Source organism: Stenotrophomonas sp. PS02298, assembly GCF_029959445.1.
Taxonomy (GTDB): Bacteria; Pseudomonadota; Gammaproteobacteria; order Xanthomonadales; family Xanthomonadaceae; genus Stenotrophomonas.
Genome location: NZ_JASCOR010000032.1, coordinates 1 through 21308, shown reverse-complemented (window position 1 = coordinate 21308; position 21308 = coordinate 1). Strand labels below are relative to the sequence as shown.

Genomic DNA, 21308 nt, shown 5'->3' with positions numbered 1-21308 from the left:
TCATTTCTCTCTTGAAGTGATGAAGAAATTTGAACTGCAGTGACGGTTCGGGTTGCGGTGGACTCCTTGGTGCTACGGGTTGATCAGAAGCGCGCGGTCACGCTCAGCTTCAGCGTGCGGCCCGGGGCGGGCAGCAGCGAGCGGGTGGCCGGGTCGGCGTAATAGCGGTCGCTGAGGTTGGTACCGATCAGCTCCAACTGCACCGTGTCGTTGACGCGGTAGCTGGCATAGGCGTCGAACAGCCAGGTGGTGTCCCAGGAGAACGGCACGTTGAACACGGCAAGGTTCTGGTTGGTGACGTCGGCAAACGCTTCCAGGTCGCGGTTGGGTTTGCGGCGTTGGTAATAGACAACACGCGTGCCCAGTTCCAGCCGCTTGTCCAGGAAGCGTCCGCCCAGCGACCAGTTGGCCGAGGTTTCCGGGGAGGCCTGGGTCAGCAGCCAGCTGCCGATGAAGCCCTGGTCCACGCAGGTGGGTGTGCCGTTGACGTTGGGATCGATGGTGATGGAGGTGTGTTCATCGCAGACCTCGTTCTTCATCGTGTGCGCAACGGCGAGGTCGGTGAAGGAACGGCCATTGTCGTAACGGCCCTGGAACTCCACGCCCTGCACGAGCTGCTTCTCGATATTGCGGAACAGGAAGTTGTTGTCGCGTTCGATGAGGTCATCGGTGCGGCGGTGGTAGTAGCTGAGCTTGACGTCGGCGATGGTGTCATTACCCAACAAGTGCCCAAGCTCCTGGATATAGCCAAGCTCGTAGCTGTAGGTATGCTCGGGCTTGAGGTCGCGGAAGGGGCTGACGCTGGCACCGAAGGCGATCACGCTCTCGAACATGTTCGGGTAGCGCAGTGCCTCGTTGTAGCTGAAGTAGGCGCGGCTGTAATCGGAGAAGAAGCCGGTCACCGTGAGTGATGGAGCCCAACCACGATCGCGGCGCTTCTTTGCCACGGCGTAGCGGGAAGCAATCGGGTTGGCGGTGAGGCCGATGCTGCAGTTTCCGCCCTCATACAGATCGGCTATGCCGTTCAGCATGCCATTGGTGCAGGGATTATCGACGCGATGGAACTTTCCTTCGGCATCAGGAAGCCATTGAATGGTGTTCGATTTGGCGGCTTCGTGAATTTTGGAAGCGACGTACTCCGCTTCGCTTATCCCCGCCGGAATGCCGAAAAGATCGCAGTAGAATGGCATCGCCGTGCAGACCTGGTAAACGGTGCGCGCCTGCGTCTCAGCTTTGCTGCGCTCCTCCGCAGACATGGTCCGGTAGGTCGCCTGGTAGCCGGATACCGAGGCCAGGAACGTGTTCGGATGGTCGGCGAGGAAATCGTCGTACGCCCAGTACGAGGAGTAGCGGGCACCGGCATTGATCTTGAGGAAGTCGACCGGACGCCATTCAAGGTTGAAGTTGGCGTTCCATTCCTCGCGACGGCCGGCGCGCGGGAACATGCGCCAGGCTGCCGAGGGGCCAATGTACGCGTCATGCGAGCGCAGCTTCTCATGCTGGAAGTCGCCGCCGACGGTGAGGTCCAGCGTATCGCTGAGCCGGAACAGATTGCTCAGGGTCAGGCCGTTGCGGGTGTTGGTGGAATCATCCAGCGCGCCGTTCATGATGATCGGCTGGGTTACCGCGTTCCAGTAGTTCGGGTAGCTGCCGGCGGTGTTCGCGTTGCTGTCGGTATCGGTGCGCCACAGGTTGGCGTACAGGTCGATCCAGCGGCTGTCCTGCGGCTGCCACTTGTATTCCAGGTTGTAGGCGGTGGAGTCGACCCGGCTCAGCGACCACTGCGGCAGGCCGAGCGCGGTACGGTTGATGCGTGACGGCATGATCTCGCCGTAGTGCGACAGCGTGTCGCGGTAACCGAAGCGCAGCACCTGGTCGGGCGTCGGGTTCCAGGTCGCCTTGAACAGCCACGATTCCATCTGGCTGGAGGTATTGGTCACTTCGTCGCCCGGGCGCAGGCGGTTGGCCATGGTGATGATGTAGTCGCCGGCGCCGATGTTCTCCACCGGCTGTGAGTAGTAGCCAGCGCCGCGCTTGCCGGCGAAGTAGTTGCCACGGTCGCGGTAGGCATAGGCACCGAACAGGCTCAGCGTGTCCGACTTCCAGCCCAGGGCCAGGCGATAGGCATGGTCTTCGCCATCGAAGACGTTGTAACCGCCGCCACCGGTGTGCGGTTGCACGCGAAGGGTCGGATCATTGGTCGGGCTGCCGGTGGCCAGTTCCGGCACGTCGCGGTGGTTCATGCCGGTGTACAACCGGCCCGGCAGACGTGGTGCCACCGCATTGCTGCTGCCTTCGATCTTGAACTCGCCGCCGAACGACTCGCCTTCCGGCACCACGTCGTCAACGTCCAGTGTCTTGATCACCACGCCGCCGCCGATGCCGGTGGTGACGTTGCGGGTCAGTGATGGCCCCTTGAAGATCTGCATGCCGCCGATCAGGTTGGGATCGACGTAGTTGCGGTTGCCGATGCCGTTGTAGCCGCGCCAGGCGGTGACCGCCTGCTCGGTGCCGTCGATGGTGACCGGCACGCGTCCCGGCCCCTGCACGCCACGGATGTTGACGTCGAGCGCGCCACTGTTGCGCGCATCGCCACTGAACACGCCGGCGACGCCGTTGAGCAGGTCCGAAGGCGTCGCGCCCTTGTAGCGCTCGATCTCGGTGCGGCCGAGGTAGGCGGTGGAGAGGTCCAGGTCGTAGACCTCGTCCTGGCCGCGCAGGTCGCGCTGCGCACCGGTAGCTTCGATGCCTTGCTGCCCGGTGACACTCAGCGTGCCGGTGACGAGTGGGGTGCTCGCGCCGGCGGTAGCAGCGCCGCTGCGCGTCACCACGGCGGTGCCGGGCTCGCGCCATTGCCAGGCCAGTCCGCTGCCCGCCAGCAGTTGATCCAGTGCCTGCGCCGCACTGAGCTGGCCCTTGATGGCCGTGCCCTGCAGGCCGCTGACATCGTTGGACACGAACAGGATGCGAACCCCGCCTTGGTCCGCCAATCGCGTCAGCGCGCTGTCCAGGGACTGTGCCGGGATATCGAATGTGGTGCGCTGCGTGGAACCGCTGGTGCCGCTGCTCTGTGCGGCGGCATACAGCGGTGCATTGAGTGCCAGGGCGATGCTGACCGCCAGCACGGCGGGCAGTCGCAGGGAACGGCGGGAAAAGTTGGAAGGGCTCATGGGTCCGACGAAGGAATAGGAAGAGGACGCCTGGAAGTACTGGCGTTGACTTTATGAGAATAAGTCTCATTCCTATAGACGACCGTCACGGGCGAAACTTGCAGCGTCAGCAGAAAAAAAATGTCCGCCGCTTCGTGTGCCTGCGCGGCGGGCCGCTTGCAGGGTTACAGCGCTGCTCGGCGGCTCAGCGGATCACGGTCAGCAGCGGCAGGCGGATCAGTTCCGCACCGGCCAGCGCGGCGATATTGCGCAGCAGCGCATCGATGTCATCCAGCTCGAACACGCCGGTGAGCTGCAGTTGCTGCAGCGACTCACCCATCACGACGATGCGCCCCGGTACGTGGCGCTGCAGTTCGCCTGCGATAGCCGCCACGCTCTGCTGGTTGAAGATCAGCTTGCCGCGGACCCAGGCGGTCAATGCACCGGCATCGACGGTCTCGGCCTTGCCCAGTACATCGGCGCTGAAGGCAACGCGCTGGTTGGGGATCATTTCGATACTGGCGCCGGCCCGGTTGCGCAGCTCGGCCAGGCCGGAGACAACGGTCAGCGTGCTGCGGCGTGATTCGCGGTGCAGGGCAAAGCGGCCAACGCTGCAATGGACGCTGCCGTCGCGGCTCTCGATCACGAAGGGCCGCTGCGGGTCGGGGGCGACGTCGAACAGCAGTTCACCGGCGGCCACCGATACGGTGCGGCGGACGTTGGAGAACGCCTGCGAGAATGCGCTCTCGCTGTTGAGCCAGGCGGTCGATCCGTCACCCAGTGATGCCTGCCGGCGCTGGCCGATGCGGGTGCGGTGGTCGGCAAGCACGCCGCTGACTGGCCCCAACATGCCCGTACCAACCACGCCAGCCAGCGCTGCTGCCGACAGCCCGCCTGCCAACACCGCGCGGCGGCTGATCCGGCGCGGCGCAGGTGTCAGCGCCTGCACCCAATGGCGGTGCTCGGCCGCAAGCGCGGTCTGGCCCACGCCATCGAGCAGCGCGAATGCCTGCCGCGCAGCCTCGGCATGGGCCGGGGAGCGCTGGCACCAGCGCTCGAACGCGGCTTTATCACCCGCAGACGGACGCGCACCCAGGCGTATCACCCACTGGATGGATTCGTCATTGAGCGCGTTGTTCCGGGTTCGGAAGCGGTCGAACATCGTGGCGTGGCTAGGGGGCTGCGCTGGAAAAGGGGGTGTCTACCTATAAGACGTTTCGCCAATGCCAAAGTTGCAGTGGCTGCAGTGATCATCTTCCATCATTGTCCTCATATTGGCCCAAGGCGGTCGCGACAATGCCGCAGCGCCTGCGCCAGGTACTTGGCCACCATGCTCTCGGATACGCCAAGCCGGCGCGCGATCAATGCATGCGACAGGCCGTCGACGCGGAACAGCAGCAAGGCCAGGCGCGCATTGGGCGGCAGCTCGCGCAAGGCCTCATCGAGCTGCCGCAGGCGGTCCTGGGCGATGGCATTGCGCTCCGGGCCGGCGACAGGGTCGGCCTGCTGGGGGTCAGGTTCGCCGTTGCCGCCTGCGCGCTGCTCACGACGCGCCACGTCGATGGCGAGATTGCCGGCAACGCGGAAAATGAAAGCGCGCTGGTCGCGGATCTGCTCCTGCTGCAAACGGCTGTCGGTCTCGAGCAGGCGCAGGTAGGTTTCCTGCATGACCTCTTCGGCACGACTGCTGTCGCCCGTACGTCGCCGCAGGTGCCGCTTCAACTCGCCGTACAGGCCAAGGAAGGCATCAATCAGGCGCGAGCTCGGCGCAGTCATCAGTGCTGGCAGCCGGCGGTGGCATGCAGTTGAGACATGCAGGCAGGCGCGATGTGGGGCAGGGCCGGCGCATGGCGTTGCTTTCGCCAGCGTGGCGCGTGGTTTGACAGCAGCGGCATGGGAATCTCTCCACGGCGCTCGGCGCCGGCATCGGGTGGTCGGCTGGCCGCTATGCTCGCTGACCGGCACATCATACGTTCATCGCCGATGGCGTGTCAGTTCCGCGCCTGGGCTGGCAGTGTTCCAGGCCGCCATGGCACATGGCACATGGCAGAACCTTGGCGGTTCCGTGGAAATGAAGGAGGCGAGCGTTGCAGGCGCCATGCGACTGCCACCGGCAACGGAGCAGGCTGGGCTGATCTGGCACGACTGCGTGCACGTCAACGCCGTGGGCCGGCCGCGCACGGGCAACGGGTTCCACGGCGGCCGCTGCCTGGGCTGGATGTCATGCAACAGCGGCAGCAACCGAACCAGCTCATCCCGTCCAGATTCTAGCCGTGTCCTTGCTTTGCTTTCTTCCCGCCCGCAGCGCCCGACCCACGCGCGACCCGGTGCTGCGCTCAAGCACGCAGTCGATGTAGTCAGCGGCCAGCAGCAGGCCGTCGAGATCGGCGTTGCAGCTGATCCCCAGTCCGGAGAACAGATAGACCAGGTCTTCGCTAGCCAGATTGCCTGCCGCACCCGGAGCATGGCTGTCACCGCCAAGCCCGGAAACAGCGCCATCGAACGCGCGCACGCCATGTTCCAGTGCTTCGATGACATTGGCGATGGCCAGGCCGAAGGTGTCATGGAAGTGCATGGCCACGCGGTGCATCGGCACTTCGCTGGCACAGGCACGCAGCAGCACACCAACCGACGCTGGGGTACCCCTGCCTGTGGTATCGCACAGGCTGATCTCACGGCAGCCCATATGGTAGAGCGTGCGCACGATACGGATGACCTCCGCCGTCGTCACCGCTCCACCGTAGGGGCAATGGATGACCGTCGCCAACGTGGCACGGACCTGGATGCCGAGTGCCAAGGCATGCTCGCTGATCTCGTCAGCACGGCGCAGGCTTTCGCTGATGTTGCAGTTGAGTATTGCGCGGCAATAGGCATCCGATGCGGCCGCAGTGATGGTGATATCACGGAAGCCGTTGGTGACTGCCATCTCCAGCCCCGTCATGTCCGAAACCAGCGCGGAGCGGACGCGGTCAATCGGCGCTGGCCCCAGCAGCGTGCATAGCGCCGCGGTATCGGCCATCTGCGGCACCCGGCGTGGTGAGGTGAACGAGCCCAGTTCGATTTCCCTGATGCCGGCCGATTCCAGCAATTCGATCAGGTTCATGCGGACCATGGCCGGCAGTGCCTTGGTCTGGCGCTCAAGGCAACTGCGCGCGCCAAGCTCGATGATGCGGACATGATCTTCCTGGGCTTCATCGTGGCTGTCCATCATCGCCGCCGCAACTTGTCGAGCGCAGTTATCGCGAGATCCAGGTGGATGCTCTGCGCGGACAACTGGGCGTTGACCACGTGAACGATCTCACTGTCGATGGCGCCTGCCAGCAATGCCAGGTCGTAGGCGTGTTGGCCGGGATCACCCTGAGCGACCGCCTCGGCAGCATGTGCATGCAGGTTGACCAGGCTCTGCGCCAAACCGATCGCCGCGACGGCGGGAGTGAGTGGATACGTAAACGGAACCTTGGCTGCGTCGCGCGTCGCAGTGCCGGTGTAGTCTGCGTCCGCCTGCAGCGGCAGCGAGATTCGTCCCGCCAGACGACCGTGGTGATCGCGGTACCAGGTCACCAGCGGCACCCCGGGGTCGTCGACGGCTGTCCAGGTAGTGCGCTTGTTGCCGCTCGCAGCTCCAGTGGCAGCAAGCACGGAATTCGCGGTTGCGAGAATGTCCGCGTTGCGCTTGTGGACGCGCTCCCTGGCCAGGCAGGTGAAATTGTGAAGATCAACGATACGTCCCGCCAGCGCATAGCCTGCGGCGGCTGCAAGCGAAAAGGTGCCCGGGTCGAAAGCCACCTGCGCGCGTAGCAGCTGGTGACTGGCGACCTCGGTGGTTGACGCCCCCGTCTTCGTCCCCATGGTCAACTGCTCAATCAAAGGTGCCAACTTCTCGATCAGCTCGTTGATGACCCGGATGTCAGATCTATCTGGGATTTCCAAAAGAACTGAAATTTCCAGCTGCGGCTCCATGGCGCTGCTCATGCGCGCCACTGCTTCAAGCTCCTTGCAGCCGCCGCCACCGGAGACGAGTCCAGGGTTCATCGCGTTGACGAGTCCGACCAGCTGGTTGCGTAGCTGCAGTACTTGCTTGCGCGCACCATGCACGTCGCGGATCGCGCTGAACTGGACGCTGGCACGCAGCAGCCGGGCGGCACCAAACACATGAAATCCACCGGTTGGATGCGAGAGCTGGGTAATGCGTTGCAGGATGTGTGCCTGTCCCGGCTGACGCTCCGCGACTGCAACTCGCTGATTCGTGCCGTTGATCGGCACTTCGTCGATGAAGGTGATTGGCTGATCCGAATGTATGTGCTGGTTCACAGGCATTGGAACGGCGTCATTCGCAGCGGCTGCTTCGGAAGCGCTGTCCAGTCTTATGTCAGTGCCTGGTTTGCGCGGAATGTGCGCTATTGCTGGCGTTGAATCGGATGATGCTGCTTTCTCTGAATGTGCATTGGTTGCGTTCAACGGTGATTGCCCCGGTCGATTCATTTGCATCGAGCATTGCTCAATCATCGGAACGTCGTGTGCTCTGAAGCGTGCGGGCGGAAGGTACAGTTTTTCCGTACAGATATGCTGCAGGGGCGTGTCTGCCAATTCATATCAAAATGTCTGTTTATGCTCTTTACAGCGTGCGTTGGCGCATAGATACAGTGAGCGCCCCCGAAGAAATTTGTATGGATTCCTATGCGCTCTGAACCACGGAAGATTTCACTAGCGGAAAAAGTTGCGATGGACATCGGTCGTCAGATCCTTGCCGGTGTGCTGAAGCCAGGAGACAAGCTGCCATCCTTGCGTGAGTACGCGCGATTGAATGGTTATTCGAAGAACACTGTGATCTCGGCGTTCGACCTGCTTGGCGAGCGGGCGCTGGTGGAGGCGCAGCACGGCAAGGGATTTTTTGTGCGCGGCGTGGAAGCGCCGCCGGAACGGGATGTTGATGAGGAGCCCGTTGGTTACAGCAGGGTTATCGACACGTTGTGGATGATGCGCCAACAGGCCATCCGTGAGCCGGGGCGATCACATCTGGCCGAGGGATTTCCGCCGGTTGATTGGTTGACCTATATGCGACTTGATCGCTTCCATCGGCAGGTCGCGCGCAGTGGCATCGGCAGCTTGTTTCGATACGGCAACCGTTACGGCTACCTGCCGTTGCGGCAGCAGTTGATCCGGCGCATGGCCATGCATGGCATGGAGCTTGGTCCGCGGCAGCTGGTGACTACCTTTGGCGCAAATCATGCGCTGGACCTGATCATCCGGCGCTACGTCGCGCCGGGCGATACGGTGTTGGTTGAGCAGCCGGGTTACTACCCGCTGTTCGGCAAGCTGCAACTGCAAGGCGCGAAGCCGATCGCCATCACACGCCGTGTGGACGGTCCCGATCTTGCCGAGTTCGAGGCGGCGCTGCTGGCCAGCAAGGCGCGTGTCTTCTTCATGCAGACCACCGCGCACAACCCGACCGGTACCGATGTGGCGCCAGAAGTCGGCAAGCGCTTGCTGGAGCTGGCGGCGGCGCACAACGTGCTGATTGTCGAGAACGACGCGATGGCCGATTTCAAGCCGAATTCGGCGTTCCGCCTGTCCTCGTTGTCGCAGTTCAGGAATACCCTGTATGTAGGCAGCTTCTCGAAGTCGGTGTCGGCGGCATTGCGCAGCGGCTTCATCGCCGGCGAGAACGCACACATTGAAGAGCTGGCCGACCTGAAGATGCTGCTGCACATCGGCAGCAGCGAGTATGGAGAACGCGTGCTGGAGGCTATCCTGCGCGAAGGCAACTTCCTGCGCCATGTCGGGCGCTTGCAGGACCGGGCGCGCGCCGCCACCGCGGAAGGGCTGGAGGTGTTGAATCGGCTGGATGCAACCGTCTACGCGACGCCGGAACAAAGCCTGTACCTGTGGGCACGCTTCGATGGCATCGACGATACCCGCACGCTGACCGCACGCTTGCTGTCACGCGGTGTTGTGCTGGCGCCGGGCGCGTTCTTCAACATCGACTCCGAGCAGGTGTCGCCGTGGACACGCTTGAACGTTGCCTATTTGAATGACAGCGTTTTCGTCGACAGCTTGCGTGAGGAGATGGACCAGGCCGCGGTCCTGGCTTGATGCTGGTCCAGCGCCCGATACGGCGGGGCACGGCGAGTGTTCAATGCCAGTCGGAGAGCGAAAGCTTCAACTCGGCGTTGAAGCCTTTGGCTGACTGCAGCGGTATCGCGAAGATGTTCGGTGCCTGCTGGTTGATGCCGATCGCCTTGGTGCGGGCGGTATCCAGTTCGGCTTCATTCTTCGGGCCGCCTGCCCATTGGTCGTCACTCCAGACATAACGCAGGCGCCAGCCGCCTGCATCGTCGGGCTTGGCGAAGACCACCAGTGTGTTGCGGAACAGGTACTCACCCGGGATGTGGTTCTTCAGGAACAGCGCGCCGTCCACCTGATAACCGGCATTGCTGACCGCCAGATCGATCGAGAACGCGATTTCGCTGCCGGCCAGGATCTTGCTGCTGTCCAGGAATACCGAGAACAGCACGGTCGAGCGTTTGTCCTTCAGCAGGTTGCTCTGTGCGTCGAAGATGTCGCCGTACTCGCGACGGATGGCGCATTGGTTGGCCTGGGTGCGCGAGGTGAGTTCGTAGGTGTAAGCGCCGCGCGGGGCAACGGTGGCCTCGATGTAGTACGAGGACTCGATCTTCTTGCCGCGCTTGCGGGCGGTCTCGATCTCCGGCGGGAAGGGCAGGGCGGTGATGTCCAGCTGGGCGGTGGCGCAGGTGTCGCCGAACAGGAAGCGCACCAGGTTCTGGTAACCCTCCTCGGAGTTCACGATGCCGAAGTAGCCGCTATGGCTGCGATTGACGAAGGCACGCGGCGAGCCCTCGACGTAGGCGTTGGCGATACGAACCAGCCCGTCGCTCAACGCACCAACCGCAAATGAGGATAGCCCGTGTGCGGCGGCGTAATCGCGTGCGTTGGTGCCGATCAGACAGAACAGGCGCTCGGGCGGAAATCCGGATGCGCCCAAGGTGTTGACCTTGTCCTTGGGTACTTTCAGGTACTTGCCCATGTTGCTGCGGTTGAAGTTGTTGATGTCGTTGATCGACAGCAGGTTCGGCAGGTTGATGCCACCGACCTCGATGCCGTTGTGCGGCGTGGCATAGGTGAAGGCCTTGTCGACCATTGCCCGCGCCTCGGCGCTGGCCACGTCCGGGTTCTGCAGCAGGCAACGGCAGATCAGCCCGCCCATCGAATGGGCGACCAGGTAGACGCGGAACTCCTTGCGCATGGTCGCGTTGTTGCCGCAGATGCTGTCGCGCAGCTGCTCGATGCGCTTGCCCAGCGCGGCGGCGGCATCGGGAATGGACGGCGTCTTGCCATCACCGAAGGCGGGGTCGGCCGGGTCGTAATAGCGATGGATGACGATGCAGCGCGGCGAGATGCGGTCGCGACGCTCGGCGCCGAACTCGTACACATCCCGATAGTTGTAATCCTTCATCAAGCGCACCAGCGGCGACTCGAAGACGAACTTGACGATGCTGCCGTCCTGCGCCTGGCGCATCTTGGTGGAACCGGCCTCGAAGCCCATGAATGCCGTGGAGGTGGTTTCGACGATCTCGTCGCGGGTCATCGCGTAGCCGCGGACGTAGATGATCGGGAAGTAAGGGCGCTCGATACGTTCCATGGCCGGTCTCTGCGGGGGCTGCTGGCGATGGTGAACGGATTTTTGGGATTTGTCTTGAATGTGGTGCTTTAAGAGCTGACCCCTCCCCAGTCCTCCCCTTGGCTGCGCCAAAAGGCAGGGGGCCGAGCTCTGACCCCTCCCTTGCGCATAGCGCAGGGGAGGGCTTGGGAGGGGTAAAGCCTTTGCCGGTGGCTCCAAGCAAGCACCAAACCCCCAAACAACCTATCCCTCACCCCCAACACCACCACGGTCCAATTGCCGATAAGCAATCGCCTCGGTCAGATGCCCCCGTTGGATCGCAGCTTCACCGGCAAGATCGGCAATCGTCCTTGCGACGCGCAGGATCCGGTGCATCGAGCGTGCCGACAACTGCAATCGCTCCATCGCCTGTTCCAGCAGGTCGCTGTCAGCAGCGCATAGCACGCAGTCCCGCAGGGTTTCTGCTTGGCCAAGATGTGCGTTGGCCTTGCCGGCACGCTGCAGTTGCCGCGTCCTTGCCCGCATCACCCGCTCGCGTACCTCGGTGCTGCTCTCACCAATGGCGGCATCACCTCGCAGCTCACGGGGTGCCAGCCGTGGCACCTGCAGATGCAGGTCGATGCGATCCAGCAGCGGCCCGGAGATACGCGCGCGATAGCGACGGATGCTTTCTGCAGAACAATGGCAGCGGCCACTGCTGTCGCCGGCCCAACCGCAGGGACAGGGGTTCATTGCTGCCACCAGTTGGAATCGCGCCGGAAACTCCATGCTGCGCGCCGCGCGTGAGACGGTGACCGTGCCGGACTCCAGTGGCTCGCGCAGCACTTCAAGCGCGTGCCGGTTCCATTCCGGCAGCTCGTCCAGGAACAAAACGCCGTTGTGCGCGAGAGAGATTTCGCCAGGTCGCGGATGCGAGCCACCACCAACCAGTGCAACCGCGCTGGCAGTGTGGTGTGGCGAGCGATAAGGACGTTGCCGCCAGCGACTCGGATCAACACCGCGGCCGCTGATCGAGGCAATGGCCGCGGATTCAAGTGCTTCTTCCTCGCTGGCCTCGGGCAGGATACCGGGCAGGCGCGAGGCCAGCAGGGTCTTGCCACAGCCGGGAGAACCCAGCAGCAGGAGGTGATGGCTGCCTGCTGCGGCAATCTCCAAGGCCCGTCGCGCATGTTGCTGACCACGTACATCGCTTAGGTCAGCCGGCGCGGCCGGTTCTGTTGGCGGTACCTGTGCATCGGGCAGCTGCTTGTTGCCGCCCAGCGCAGCGCACACTTCCAGCAGGGTACGTGCGACTTTGACTTCTGCGTGCTGGGCCAGTGCCGCTTCGCCAGCGTTGCCCGGCGGCACGATCAGGCAGCGCTGGGCGTTGGCGGCTGAGATTGCGGCCGGCAGTGCACCATCCACCGCACGCAATTCGCCGGTCAGTGCCAGCTCGCCGATGAACTCGTAGTTGGCCAAGGCATTGCGGTCGATCTGGCCGCTGGCGGCGAGGATGCCGAGCGCGATGGGCAGGTCAAAGCGACCGCCTTCCTTGGGCAGGTCCGCGGGTGCCAGATTGATGGTGATGCGTCGCGCTGGATAGTCGAATTGCGCGCAGAGAATGGCGGCGCGCACCCGGTCGCGTGATTCGCGCACAGCGGCCTCGGGCAGGCCGACGATCTGGGTGAAGGGCAGGCCACCGGACAGGTGCACTTCCACCTGCACCAGCGGTGCGTGCACACCCGCACGGGCGCGGCTGTGCACCAGCGCCAGGCTCACCGCCCGGCGCTCAGGCGTTCTTGTCGGTGGCGCGGTTCTCCAGGGCGGCGACGGCGTGTTCCAGCGCGTCGAGCTTTTCACGGGTGCGCAGCAGGACGGCACGCTGCACTTCAAATTCTTCGCGGGTGACCAGGTCCAGCTTGCCCAGCCCTGCCTGCAGTGCGCTCTTGAAAGTGGCCTGCAGTTCTTCGCGCGAGTCGCGCAGGCCTGGCGGCACCAGGTCGCTCAGGCGGCGGGCCAGCGCATCAATGTGGTTGAGGTCGATCATGGGGTTTCTCCGCAGGGGTGAGCCGAGCCTAGAGGGCGGCTGTTGGTTGCGGGCATCGGTATCCGTTAGTGCCAATGGTAAGGATAGTCCGGAAGCTTGCTAGTGACACGTCAGCCTGCGCGGTATGCTTCAGGTATCACCCAAGGAGCCGACCTATGAAGATGATCATGGCCATCGTCAAGCCGTTCAAGCTGGACGACGTGCGTGAGGCGCTTGCCGAACGCGGCGTGGCCGGTATCACCGTCACCGAGGTCAAGGGCTTTGGCAGGCAGAAGGGTCACACCGAGCTGTATCGCGGTGCCGAGTACGTGGTCGATTTCCTGCCGAAGGTGAAGATCGAGGTCGCGGTGACCGATGCGCAGGCCGACGAGGTGGTGGAAGCCATCGTCAAGGCCGCCGGTACCGGCAAGATCGGTGACGGCAAGGTATTCGTGTATGACCTGGGCAGCGTGGTGCGGATCCGCACCGGTGAACTCGATGGGGATGCGCTTTGAGGTTTTGGGGTTTTGAAGCCTTGGAACTTTAGAGCACCCCTCCCCTGCGCTACGCGCAAGGGAGGGAGCAGAGCTTGGCCCCCTCCCTTGCGCCGAAGGCGGAGGGGAGGGTTGGGGAGGGGTAAGCCTTGGCTTTAGCCCTTGATCCGCCGATAAAGCCGCTTCCACGTATTCCGCACCGCTTGCACCCAGCCTGGCTCGGCCAGCGCTGCGGCCTGCTCGGCGGAGGGCTGCTGTCCGGTCAGGCGCTGGCGCATCTTCACCAGGTTCTTCATGTCGCTGCGGCGCAGCTGGCGTGAGATCGGCCAGTTCCGGAACCAGCGTGGCGAGCGCAGCGCCGAAGTGAAGTCCAGCAATACCGGCACGCCGGCGCTGACCACCACATTGGTGCCGTGCAGGTCGTTATGGGTGATGCCGGCCGCATGCAGGCGCGCCAGCGCGTTCTGCAGCTGGTCGAAGACTTCCTGGGTGACGCCCTGCACGCCGGCGCTCAAGGTGTCACCGGGGATGAATTCCATGCCCAGTGCCAGACCGCCAAGGGTGCCCAGCAGCGCCGGCGCGTGCTTCCAACCCTGCAGGCGCTTGAGCACCTTGGCTTCGCGGCGCACCAGCAGGCGCGCCACCGGCGACAGGGGGGTGCCTTGATAGCGGCGGTAGTCCTTGACCACGGCCGGGCGGCCGTCAAGTTCGGTGCGGTAGACGTCTGGCTCCAGCAGGCGTTCGCCACGCTTGAGCAGATGGTGGGCTGGGACAATCGCGTGTTCGCCGTCGAAGCTGGGCAATGTATTCATCAAAACCTTCCTGACGCGGGCATGGCGCGGAAAGCGTCTTGCAAAGCCGGTCTAACGTGCCCTGGGCGGGCGAGGGTGTGCGGAAATTATAAAACTGCACAGTCCATGAATTGCTGAATGTAAAAAAAATGTAGGCGCCGTGTGACGGAAATGATTGTTGCGATGGCGTGGCTGATGTGACGCGCGCCTGTGTGCGTCATGGCCAGAAAACGAAAACCCCGCGCCGTTGCGGGCGCGGGGTTCGGTTCACGGCGCTGGCAGGGGGCTTATTCGCCCAGCGCCTTGGCCACGAACGGCGGGCTGACCAGCACGCCGGTGTGCAGCGGAGCGGTGTAGTACAGGGTGTCGAACGGCTTGGCGGCCGAATCGGCCTCGCGGAAGCCGAAGCCGAAACCGGCCTGCTTGCTGGCCACGGTCACCGACCACCAGCCGGTCGGGTAGCACGGCTGCGGGAACGGCAGGGTCTTGAACGACTGGAAGCCGGCCTTGCCCATTTCCGAACGCATGTCCTTGATCAGCTCCAGCAGGGCCAGCGGCGACTCGCTCTGCTGCACCAGCAGGCCGTCGTCCTTCAGGGCGCGGAAGCAGCTCTCGAAGAAGGCCTTGTTGAACAGGCCTTCGGCCGGGCCGACCGGGTCGGTGGAGTCCACGATCACCACGTCCACGCTGCCCGGGGCGCAGTTGGCCATGTAGGCCACGCCGTCGTCGAACAGCAGCTCGGCGCGGGCGTCACCGTTGGATTCGCACAGTTCCGGGAAATACTTCTCGGCCATGCGGGTGACCTGCTCGTCGATATCGCACTGGGTGGCGCTTTCCACGCCCGGGTGCTTGAGCACCTCGCGCAGGGTGCCGCAGTCGCCGCCGCCGATGATGACCACGCGCTTGGGCGCCGGGTGGGTGAACAGCACCGGGTGGCTGATCATCTCGTGGTAGAAGAAATTGTCCTTGGTGGTCAGCATCATGGCGCCGTCGATGACCATCAACTTGCCCCAGTCGGTACTGTCGTAGATCTCGATCTTCTGGAACGGCGACTGCACCTCGTCCAGCTTGCCGGTGATGCGGAAACCAATAGCCGAACCGGTCGGCTGGAAGTGTTCGATGAACCAGTTTTCGTTGGAGGTCATTGCAAGTTCCTGGAAGGGGAGGCTGTGCCCTTCTCCCGTTGGGAGAAGGTGCCCCGAAGGGGCGGATGAGGGTAAGGGCGAAGCCTGACATATTCAGGTTTCACGCTTACCCTCACCCCCGACCCCTCTCCCGGGGGGAGAGGGGAGGTAGTGAGGGCGCGGATTGTAACGGACCCTTGCCCCGCTAGCGTTAGAATGCGCGTCCTTGTTTATCCACAGCTGAGAGTTGCTACGCCGATGAGCGATTGGTCCCTCGAACAGGCCCGCAAGACCTATTCGATTCCGCACTGGTCTGATGGTTATTTCGACGTCGATGCCGCCGGGCACGTCGTGGTCCGTCCCGCAGGCGCCCAAGGCGCGGCGGTGTCGTTGCCGCAGGTTGTCGATTCGGCACGTGCCGCCGGCGCCAAACTGCCGTTGCTGGTGCGCTTCCCGGACATCCTCGGCCAGCGCCTGGGCAAGCTGCAGGCTGCCTTCGCCCAGGCCCAGTCCGACTGGGACTACGCTGGCGGCTATACCGCGGTCTACCCGATCAAGGTGAACCAGCACCGTGGCGTGGCCGGCACCCTGGCCAGCCACCACGGCGAGGGCTTTGGCCTGGAAGCCGGCTCCAAGCCGGAGCTGATGGCAGTGCTGGCGCTGAGCCGGCCGGGCGGACTGATCGTCTGCAACGGCTACAAGGACCGCGAGTACATCCGCTTGGCCCTGATCGGCCGCAAGCTCGGCCTGCAGACCTATATCGTCATCGAGAAGCCGTCCGAGCTGAAGCTGGTGCTGGAGGAATCCAAGGCATTGGACGTGAAGCCAGGCCTGGGCGTGCGCATGCGCCTTGCCTCGCTGGGCGCTGGCAAGTGGCAGAACAGCGGTGGCGACAAGGCCAAGTTCGGCCTGTCCCCGCGCCAGCTGCTGGACCTGTGGAAGGCCCTGCGTGACACCGAGTACGCCGATTGCCTGAACCTGCTGCATTTCCACATGGGCAGCCAGATCAGCAATGTGCGCGACATCGCCAACGGCATGCGCGAGGCCACCCGTTACTTCGTCGAGCTGTCGCAGCTGGGCGCCAAGATCAGCCACGTCGATGTCGGCGGCGGTCTGGGCATCGACTACGAAGGCACCCGTTCGCGCAGCTACTGCTCGATCAATTACGGCCTCAACGCCTACGCCAGCAACATCGTGCAGCCGCTGGCCGAGGCCTGCGAAGCGCATGGCCTGACCCCGCCGCGCATCATCACCGAGTGCGGCCGCGCGATGACCGCGCATCACGCCGTGCTGATCGCCAATGTGTCGGAAGTGGAGCAGGCAGCCGAAGGCCGCGTGCCGGAAGCGCATGACGACGAGCCGGCGGCGATCCGTCACCTGCGCGAGATCCATGAGGAACTCGACCAGCGCCCGGCGGTGGAACTGTTCCAGGAAGCCCAGCATTTCCATGCCGAGGGCTTGAGCGCTTATGCGCTGGGCCAGATCGACCTGCCGCAGCGTGCGCGCATTGATGACCTGTTCTACGCCATCGCCAACGGCGTGCGTGCGCGCCTGAGCTATGACGAAAAGAGCCATCGCCCGGCGCTGGACGAATTGAACGACCGCCTGGTCGACAAGTACTTCGTCAACTTCAGCGTGTTCGAGTCGATCCCGGATGCATGGGCAATCGACCAGGTGTTCCCGATCGTGCCGATCGAGCGCTTGAACGAGCGCCCCGAGCGTCGCGGCGTGATCGCCGACATGACCTGCGATTCCGATGGCATGGTCAAGACCTACGTCGAGAACGAAAGCCTGGACAGCTCGCTGCCGCTGCACGCGGTACGCCATGGCGAGAGCTACCGAATCGGCTTCTTCCTGGTGGGCGCCTACCAGGAAATCCTCGGCGACATCCACAACCTGTTCGGCGATACCGACGCGGTGGAAGTGGTGGTGGAAGACGACGGCTACGTGATCACCCAGCAGCGTCGCGGTGATACCACCGATGTGATGCTGGATTATGTGGGCTACAGCCTGGCTGACCTGCGCACGGCTTACCGTGAGCGCGTCGCCGCCGCCGATCTGTCGGCCGAACGTGCCGCGGAGTTGGATGCCGCACTGGAAGCGGGCCTGACCGGTTACACCTACCTGTCGGACGAACCGCTGGGCTGATCCAACGGCACCTGTAAGGAAACAGAAAACGCCGCGCAGGCTTGCCAGCGCGGCGTTTTCTGTTCGTGACGTGCGCTCAGGCCCGTGGCAGCTGCAGGCTGGCGCACAGACCGTTGCCGGTATTTCGAAGGCTCAAGCTGCCGCCATAGCTGTCGACGATGTCGCCGACTATCGCCAGCCCAAGCCCGCTGCTGCCATCGCGTTCGTCCAGGCGCACGCCACGTTGCAGCACCTGTTGCAGCGCTTCCTCAGCCAAGCCCGGGCCGTCGTCGATGACGTCGATCAGCAGCTGCTGGTCATCGGCGCGCGCCTGGATGCGTACTTCATGTGCTGCCCAGCGGCCAGCGTTGTCGAGCAGGTTGCCAAGCATTTCCTCAAGGTCGGCTGCCGCGCCGGCAAAGCACAGCTGCGCATCGATGGCGTCGGCGACGAAGTGAATGCCGCGCTCGCCGTGCACACGCTGCATCAGTCGGCACAGCGATTGCGCGACTGGCGCGATAGCACTGCGTTGATGCCGGTCTGCGGCCATGCCCGAGGCCAGATAACGATCAATGCTTGCCTGCATGCGCCGGCTTTGCTCGCGCACGGTTTGTCGCCAGTGCTCGCCGCTGCCATCGGCTTCGGCATGCAGCACGCTCAGCGGTGTCTTCAACGCATGCGCCAGATCCTGCGCGCTACTGCGCGCGCGGCTGACCATGCGCTGGTGGTGGGCCAGCAGGGCGTTGAGTTCTTCGGCCAGCGGCGCTACTTCGCGCCCCAGCCCCTCGCTGCTGATCTGTGCGGCATCGCCATGACGCACCTGTTCCACACGCTTGCCAAGCGCGCGCAATGGACGCAGGCCGAACTGCACCTGGCTGACCAGCACCGCCAGCCACGCTGCGATCAATACCGCCATCGCCAGCGCCGAGCGCTGGCGGAAACGGGCGACATCGGCATCCAGCTGGCTGCGATCGCTGGCGACGGTGACCTGCAGTGGTGCTTTGCTGCGCGGCAAGCGCACCTGTTGGGTCAGGCCGCGCAGGGGTTGCTGCATCGGACCGCTGAAGTCCGCGCCGATTGCCTGGGTGGGAATCCTTGGAATCGGCGGCTGCAGGCTCTCGTCCCACAACGAGCGTGATTGCAGCAGCACCTGGCCATCGGTCGTGGCGATCTGCCAGTACGCGCCGGAGAACACCCGCTGGAAGCGGGCGTCGTTGGGTTCCTGGCGCAGCGTGAGCTTGCCGCTGGCGTCGATCTCGGCCTGCGCCAATACGGTCAGCAGATCCTGTTCCAGTTGCGTGTCCAGGTTGTCGCGCGCTGCCTGTTCGAACAAGCGCCCCAGCAGTACACCGGCCAGCACCGATACCAGCACCAGCCCCAAGCTGCCAGCCAGCAGCAGGCGTGCACGTAGCGAAAGCGTCTTCATACCGGAGCGACCAAACGCCAGCCTTGGCCGCGTACGGTCTGGATCATGTCCACGCCAAGTTTGCGCCGCAGCCGTCCCAGCAGCACATCCAGTGCGTTGGAGTCGGGATCATGGCCGCCGTCGAAGACCTGTTCGCCCAGCCGCTCGCGGCTGACGACGCTGCCCGGATGGTGGATGAAATAGCTGAGCAGGCGGAACTCCTGCGGGCTCAGTGACAGTGGCTGTCCTTCCAGCAGGAAGCGCCCGGCGTTGATCTCCAGTTGCAGCGGCCCACAGCTCAGCTGCGCGCTCGCATGGCCGTTGCTGCGGCGGATCAGCGCCCGCAGGCGCAGGATCAGTTCATCGGCCTGGAAGGGCTTGGTCAGGTAGTCATCGGCACCGGCATCGAAGCCGGCCAACTTGTCGTGCCAGCGCCCGCGCGCGGTCAGCACCAGCACCGGGAAGTCGCGGCCATTGCCACGCCAGCGCTCGATCACGCTGAGCCCATCGAGGCCGGGCAGGCCAAGGTCGACGATGGCTGCCTGCAGTTCCTCGATCTGGCCGAGTTCCTCGGCTTCGCGGCCGTCGCTGACGTGGCTGACCACGTAGCCGGCCTGCTCCAGCAAGGGCTGCAGGCGGCTGGCCAGTTCAAGGTCATCTTCGGCCAACAGGATCCGCATCAATCGTCCAGTTCGATCTTCAGCAGGGCACCGCTGCGGGCATCATAGTCGAGCTCGATGACCACGCCGTCTGCGCGCAGGATTTCCACTTCGTAGATACCGTCGTCGAGTTCCACTTCCAGCAGCTTGCCCGGATGCCGCTGCAGGGCATCGCGCACGATGTTTTCCAGCGGCACGTAGCGGCCCTGCTTCAAGGCCTGGCGAGCGGTCTGCTGTGCGGCGTCCTGGCCGTGGGCAATGGCCAGCGGCGTGCCTGCGGTCAGCAAGGACAGGCCAGCGAGGGCGACAAGGGTGCGGTAGGAAAACATGGCGCTATTGATAACGCAGCTGGCTAACAATCGACTAACAGTACTGGCTAGGACACTGTTAGGCAGGCGGCGGAGACTGTTTGGGCCGGGCTGATCCGGCAGCACTCAAGGAACTCCCCCATGTTGAAGTCATTGTTCGCCACCGCCGCCATCGCCGCGGCATTGAGCACCAGCGCCCATGCACAGACCAAGTCGCTGGGCATGGCCGAGGTCGAGCAGAAGCTGCGTGCCGCCGGTTACACGCAGATCCACGAGATCGAGAAGGACGACGGCCTGTGGGAAGCCGATGTCGCGCGCGCCGATGGCCGCTTCGCCGAGGTGTGGGTGGACCCGGCGACCGGTGAGATCTTCGACGAGCACGACGGCCGCGCCCTGCTGGGCAGCGAGCAGATCCTGGCCCGGGCTGGCGCTGCTGGCCTGCGCGAGATCCACTCGCTGGAACGCGATGGCGCCACCTGGAAGCTGGAAGCACGCAACGCCCGCAACCAGCGCGTTGAAGTCCGCATGAGCGGCATCGATGGCCGCATCCTGCACAGCGAGCGTGACGGCTGGCTGGACTGAGTTGCCGCGAAGGCGCAGCCAAGGGCTGCGCTTCGTGCGATCAGGCGTTGCGTGCCACCTGGAAGCCAGCAAACGACTGGCTTACCGGCATCAACTCGATGCGATTGACGTTGAGGTGTTCGGGTAGCGTCGCCACCCAGAAGATCTGCTCGGCGATGTCATCGGCAGTCATCGGGCTGGCGCCGCCGTACAGCTGATCGGATGCGGCCTGGTTGCCGTGCGTACGCACCAAGGTGAATTCGGTTTCGGCCATGCCAGGCTCGATTGCGGTCACGCGTACGCCGGTGCCGTGCAGGTCCGAGCGCAGGCCCAGCGAGAACTGGCTGACGAAGGCCTTGGTGCCGCCATAGGCATTGCCGCCTGGATACGGATACAGCGCGGCGGTGGAGCTGATGTTGATGATCGCGCCACGGCGCTCCACGAGCTTGGGCAGCAGATGATGGGTCAGCGTCACCAGTGCGGTGATGTTGGTGTCGATCATGGTGCGCCAGTCTTCCAGGCTGGCGTGCTGGGCCGCAGCGGTACCTTGGGCGAGACCGGCATTGTTGACCAGCAGGTCGATGTCGCGGAAGGCGGGCGGCAATGCTGCAAGTGCGGCCGCCATTGCGGCGGCATCGCGGATGTCGAAGGCGGCGGCGTGGATCTTGTCAGCGCCGAATTCTTCAACCAGCGGCTGCAGACGCTCGGCACGGCGACCGGTGGCGATCACTTTCCAGCCGGCCGCAGCGAAGCGACGGACAGCGGCGGCACCGAAGCCGGACGTGGCGCCGGTGATCAAAGCGGTCTTGGACATTGCGGAATCCTTGGGGCAGGGGATGTTGATTTTCGCACTTTGCGACGATGCGGGTGTGGGGAGGTGACGTCGCCGCCCCAAGCAAGGGCCAAGGCTAAAGCGCCCCCTCATCCCAACCCTTCTCCCGCAGGCGGGAGAAGGGCTAAAGCTAAAGCTAAAGCCAGGAGCCAAAGCCAAAGCCAAAGCCAAAGCCAGGAGCCAAAGCCAGGAGCCAAAGCCAGGAGCCAAAGCC

The 21308-nt window shown here is 64.0% G+C and carries 18 protein-coding genes; 4 read left to right on the top strand and 14 right to left on the bottom strand.

From position 1 onward, the window contains the following. Nucleotides 1-83 precede the first annotated feature (83 nt). The 5 genes from QMX78_RS07245 to QMX78_RS07225 all read right to left on the bottom strand — a co-directional run bounded on the left by QMX78_RS07245 (nt 84) and on the right by QMX78_RS07225 (nt 7607). Entirely contained in the window at nt 84-3170 is a 3087-nt protein-coding gene (locus QMX78_RS07245; protein WP_282267958.1) for a TonB-dependent receptor, read from the bottom strand. Nucleotides 3171-3354: 184 nt separating this feature from the next. Continuing rightward, a complete protein-coding gene (locus QMX78_RS07240) occupies nt 3355-4311 on the bottom strand; it encodes a FecR domain-containing protein (RefSeq protein ID WP_282267956.1) in 957 nt (318 codons plus the stop codon). 107 nt (nt 4312-4418) lie between these two features. Next, nucleotides 4419-4925, bottom strand: a complete 507-nt coding sequence (locus QMX78_RS07235) for a sigma-70 family RNA polymerase sigma factor (protein WP_282267954.1) — start codon at nt 4923-4925, stop codon at nt 4419-4421. A 475-nt stretch (nt 4926-5400) separates the two neighbouring features. Continuing rightward, nucleotides 5401-6357, bottom strand: a complete 957-nt coding sequence (locus QMX78_RS07230; RefSeq protein ID WP_282267952.1) for a hydroxymethylglutaryl-CoA lyase — start codon at nt 6355-6357, stop codon at nt 5401-5403. Continuing rightward, nucleotides 6357-7607: a hypothetical protein gene (locus QMX78_RS07225; RefSeq protein ID WP_282267950.1), complete on the bottom strand. Its 1251-nt coding sequence runs from the start codon at nt 7605-7607 to the stop codon at nt 6357-6359. The genes QMX78_RS07230 and QMX78_RS07225 overlap by 1 nt, the downstream gene beginning before the upstream one ends. 219 nt (nt 7608-7826) lie before the next feature. On the opposite strand from QMX78_RS07225, the gene QMX78_RS07220 reads away from it, so the two are divergent. Next, nucleotides 7827-9242, top strand: coding sequence for a PLP-dependent aminotransferase family protein (locus QMX78_RS07220; protein ID WP_282267949.1), 1416 nt, complete (start codon nt 7827-7829; stop codon nt 9240-9242). A 40-nt stretch (nt 9243-9282) separates the two neighbouring features. Here the strand turns inward: QMX78_RS07220 and QMX78_RS07215 are convergent, their stop codons facing one another. The 3 genes from QMX78_RS07215 to QMX78_RS07205 all read right to left on the bottom strand — a co-directional run bounded on the left by QMX78_RS07215 (nt 9283) and on the right by QMX78_RS07205 (nt 12814). Continuing rightward, nucleotides 9283-10809 carry a hypothetical protein gene (locus QMX78_RS07215; RefSeq protein WP_282267947.1) on the bottom strand — a complete coding sequence of 509 codons (1527 nt, stop codon included), beginning with the start codon at nt 10807-10809 and terminating at the stop codon, nt 9283-9285. 222 nt (nt 10810-11031) lie between these two features. Further along, nucleotides 11032-12546 (bottom strand): YifB family Mg chelatase-like AAA ATPase, encoded by a 1515-nt coding sequence (locus tag QMX78_RS07210; protein ID WP_282267946.1) that lies wholly within the window; start codon nt 12544-12546, stop codon nt 11032-11034. Between the two features lie 10 nt (nt 12547-12556). Then, nucleotides 12557-12814: an accessory factor UbiK family protein gene (locus QMX78_RS07205; RefSeq protein WP_282267944.1), complete on the bottom strand. Its 258-nt coding sequence runs from the start codon at nt 12812-12814 to the stop codon at nt 12557-12559. A gap of 155 nt (nt 12815-12969) precedes the next feature. On the opposite strand from QMX78_RS07205, the gene QMX78_RS07200 reads away from it, so the two are divergent. Further along, nucleotides 12970-13308: a P-II family nitrogen regulator gene (locus QMX78_RS07200; RefSeq protein ID WP_057628415.1), complete on the top strand. Its 339-nt coding sequence runs from the start codon at nt 12970-12972 to the stop codon at nt 13306-13308. Between the two features lie 134 nt (nt 13309-13442). Here the strand turns inward: QMX78_RS07200 and QMX78_RS07195 are convergent, their stop codons facing one another. Continuing rightward, nucleotides 13443-14099, bottom strand: a complete 657-nt coding sequence (locus QMX78_RS07195) for an RIO1 family regulatory kinase/ATPase (protein ID WP_282267938.1) — start codon at nt 14097-14099, stop codon at nt 13443-13445. 266 nt (nt 14100-14365) lie between these two features. Next, nucleotides 14366-15223, bottom strand: a complete 858-nt coding sequence (speE, locus tag QMX78_RS07190) for a polyamine aminopropyltransferase (protein ID WP_282267936.1) — start codon at nt 15221-15223, stop codon at nt 14366-14368. 237 nt (nt 15224-15460) lie between these two features. Here speE and speA point away from each other — a divergent pair, with 237 nt between their 5' ends. Beyond that, entirely contained in the window at nt 15461-17350 is a 1890-nt protein-coding gene (speA, locus tag QMX78_RS07185; RefSeq protein WP_282267934.1) for an arginine decarboxylase, read from the top strand. A 76-nt stretch (nt 17351-17426) separates the two neighbouring features. Here the strand turns inward: speA and QMX78_RS07180 are convergent, their stop codons facing one another. From QMX78_RS07180 to QMX78_RS07170, 3 genes are read right to left on the bottom strand one after another with little or no spacing between them, the layout of a single operon-like run. Further along, a complete protein-coding gene (locus tag QMX78_RS07180) occupies nt 17427-18755 on the bottom strand; it encodes a HAMP domain-containing sensor histidine kinase (RefSeq protein ID WP_282267932.1) in 1329 nt (442 codons plus the stop codon). Beyond that, complete coding sequence (locus QMX78_RS07175; protein WP_282267930.1) at nt 18752-19414, bottom strand: response regulator transcription factor; 663 nt, start codon at nt 19412-19414, stop codon at nt 18752-18754. Before QMX78_RS07175 ends, QMX78_RS07180 begins: the two co-directional genes overlap by 4 nt. Further along, the gene (locus tag QMX78_RS07170; RefSeq protein ID WP_282267928.1) at nt 19414-19722 is read right to left on the bottom strand and encodes a PepSY domain-containing protein; all 309 of its coding nucleotides are present in this window, start codon (nt 19720-19722) and stop codon (nt 19414-19416) included. Before QMX78_RS07170 ends, QMX78_RS07175 begins: the two co-directional genes overlap by 1 nt. Nucleotides 19723-19842: 120 nt before the next feature. Here QMX78_RS07170 and QMX78_RS07165 point away from each other — a divergent pair, with 120 nt between their 5' ends. Further along, complete coding sequence (locus QMX78_RS07165; RefSeq protein WP_282267927.1) at nt 19843-20283, top strand: PepSY domain-containing protein; 441 nt, start codon at nt 19843-19845, stop codon at nt 20281-20283. Between the two features lie 40 nt (nt 20284-20323). Here the strand turns inward: QMX78_RS07165 and QMX78_RS07160 are convergent, their stop codons facing one another. Beyond that, nucleotides 20324-21076 carry an SDR family NAD(P)-dependent oxidoreductase gene (locus tag QMX78_RS07160; RefSeq protein ID WP_282267926.1) on the bottom strand — a complete coding sequence of 251 codons (753 nt, stop codon included), beginning with the start codon at nt 21074-21076 and terminating at the stop codon, nt 20324-20326. Nucleotides 21077-21308: the final 232 nt, after the last annotated feature.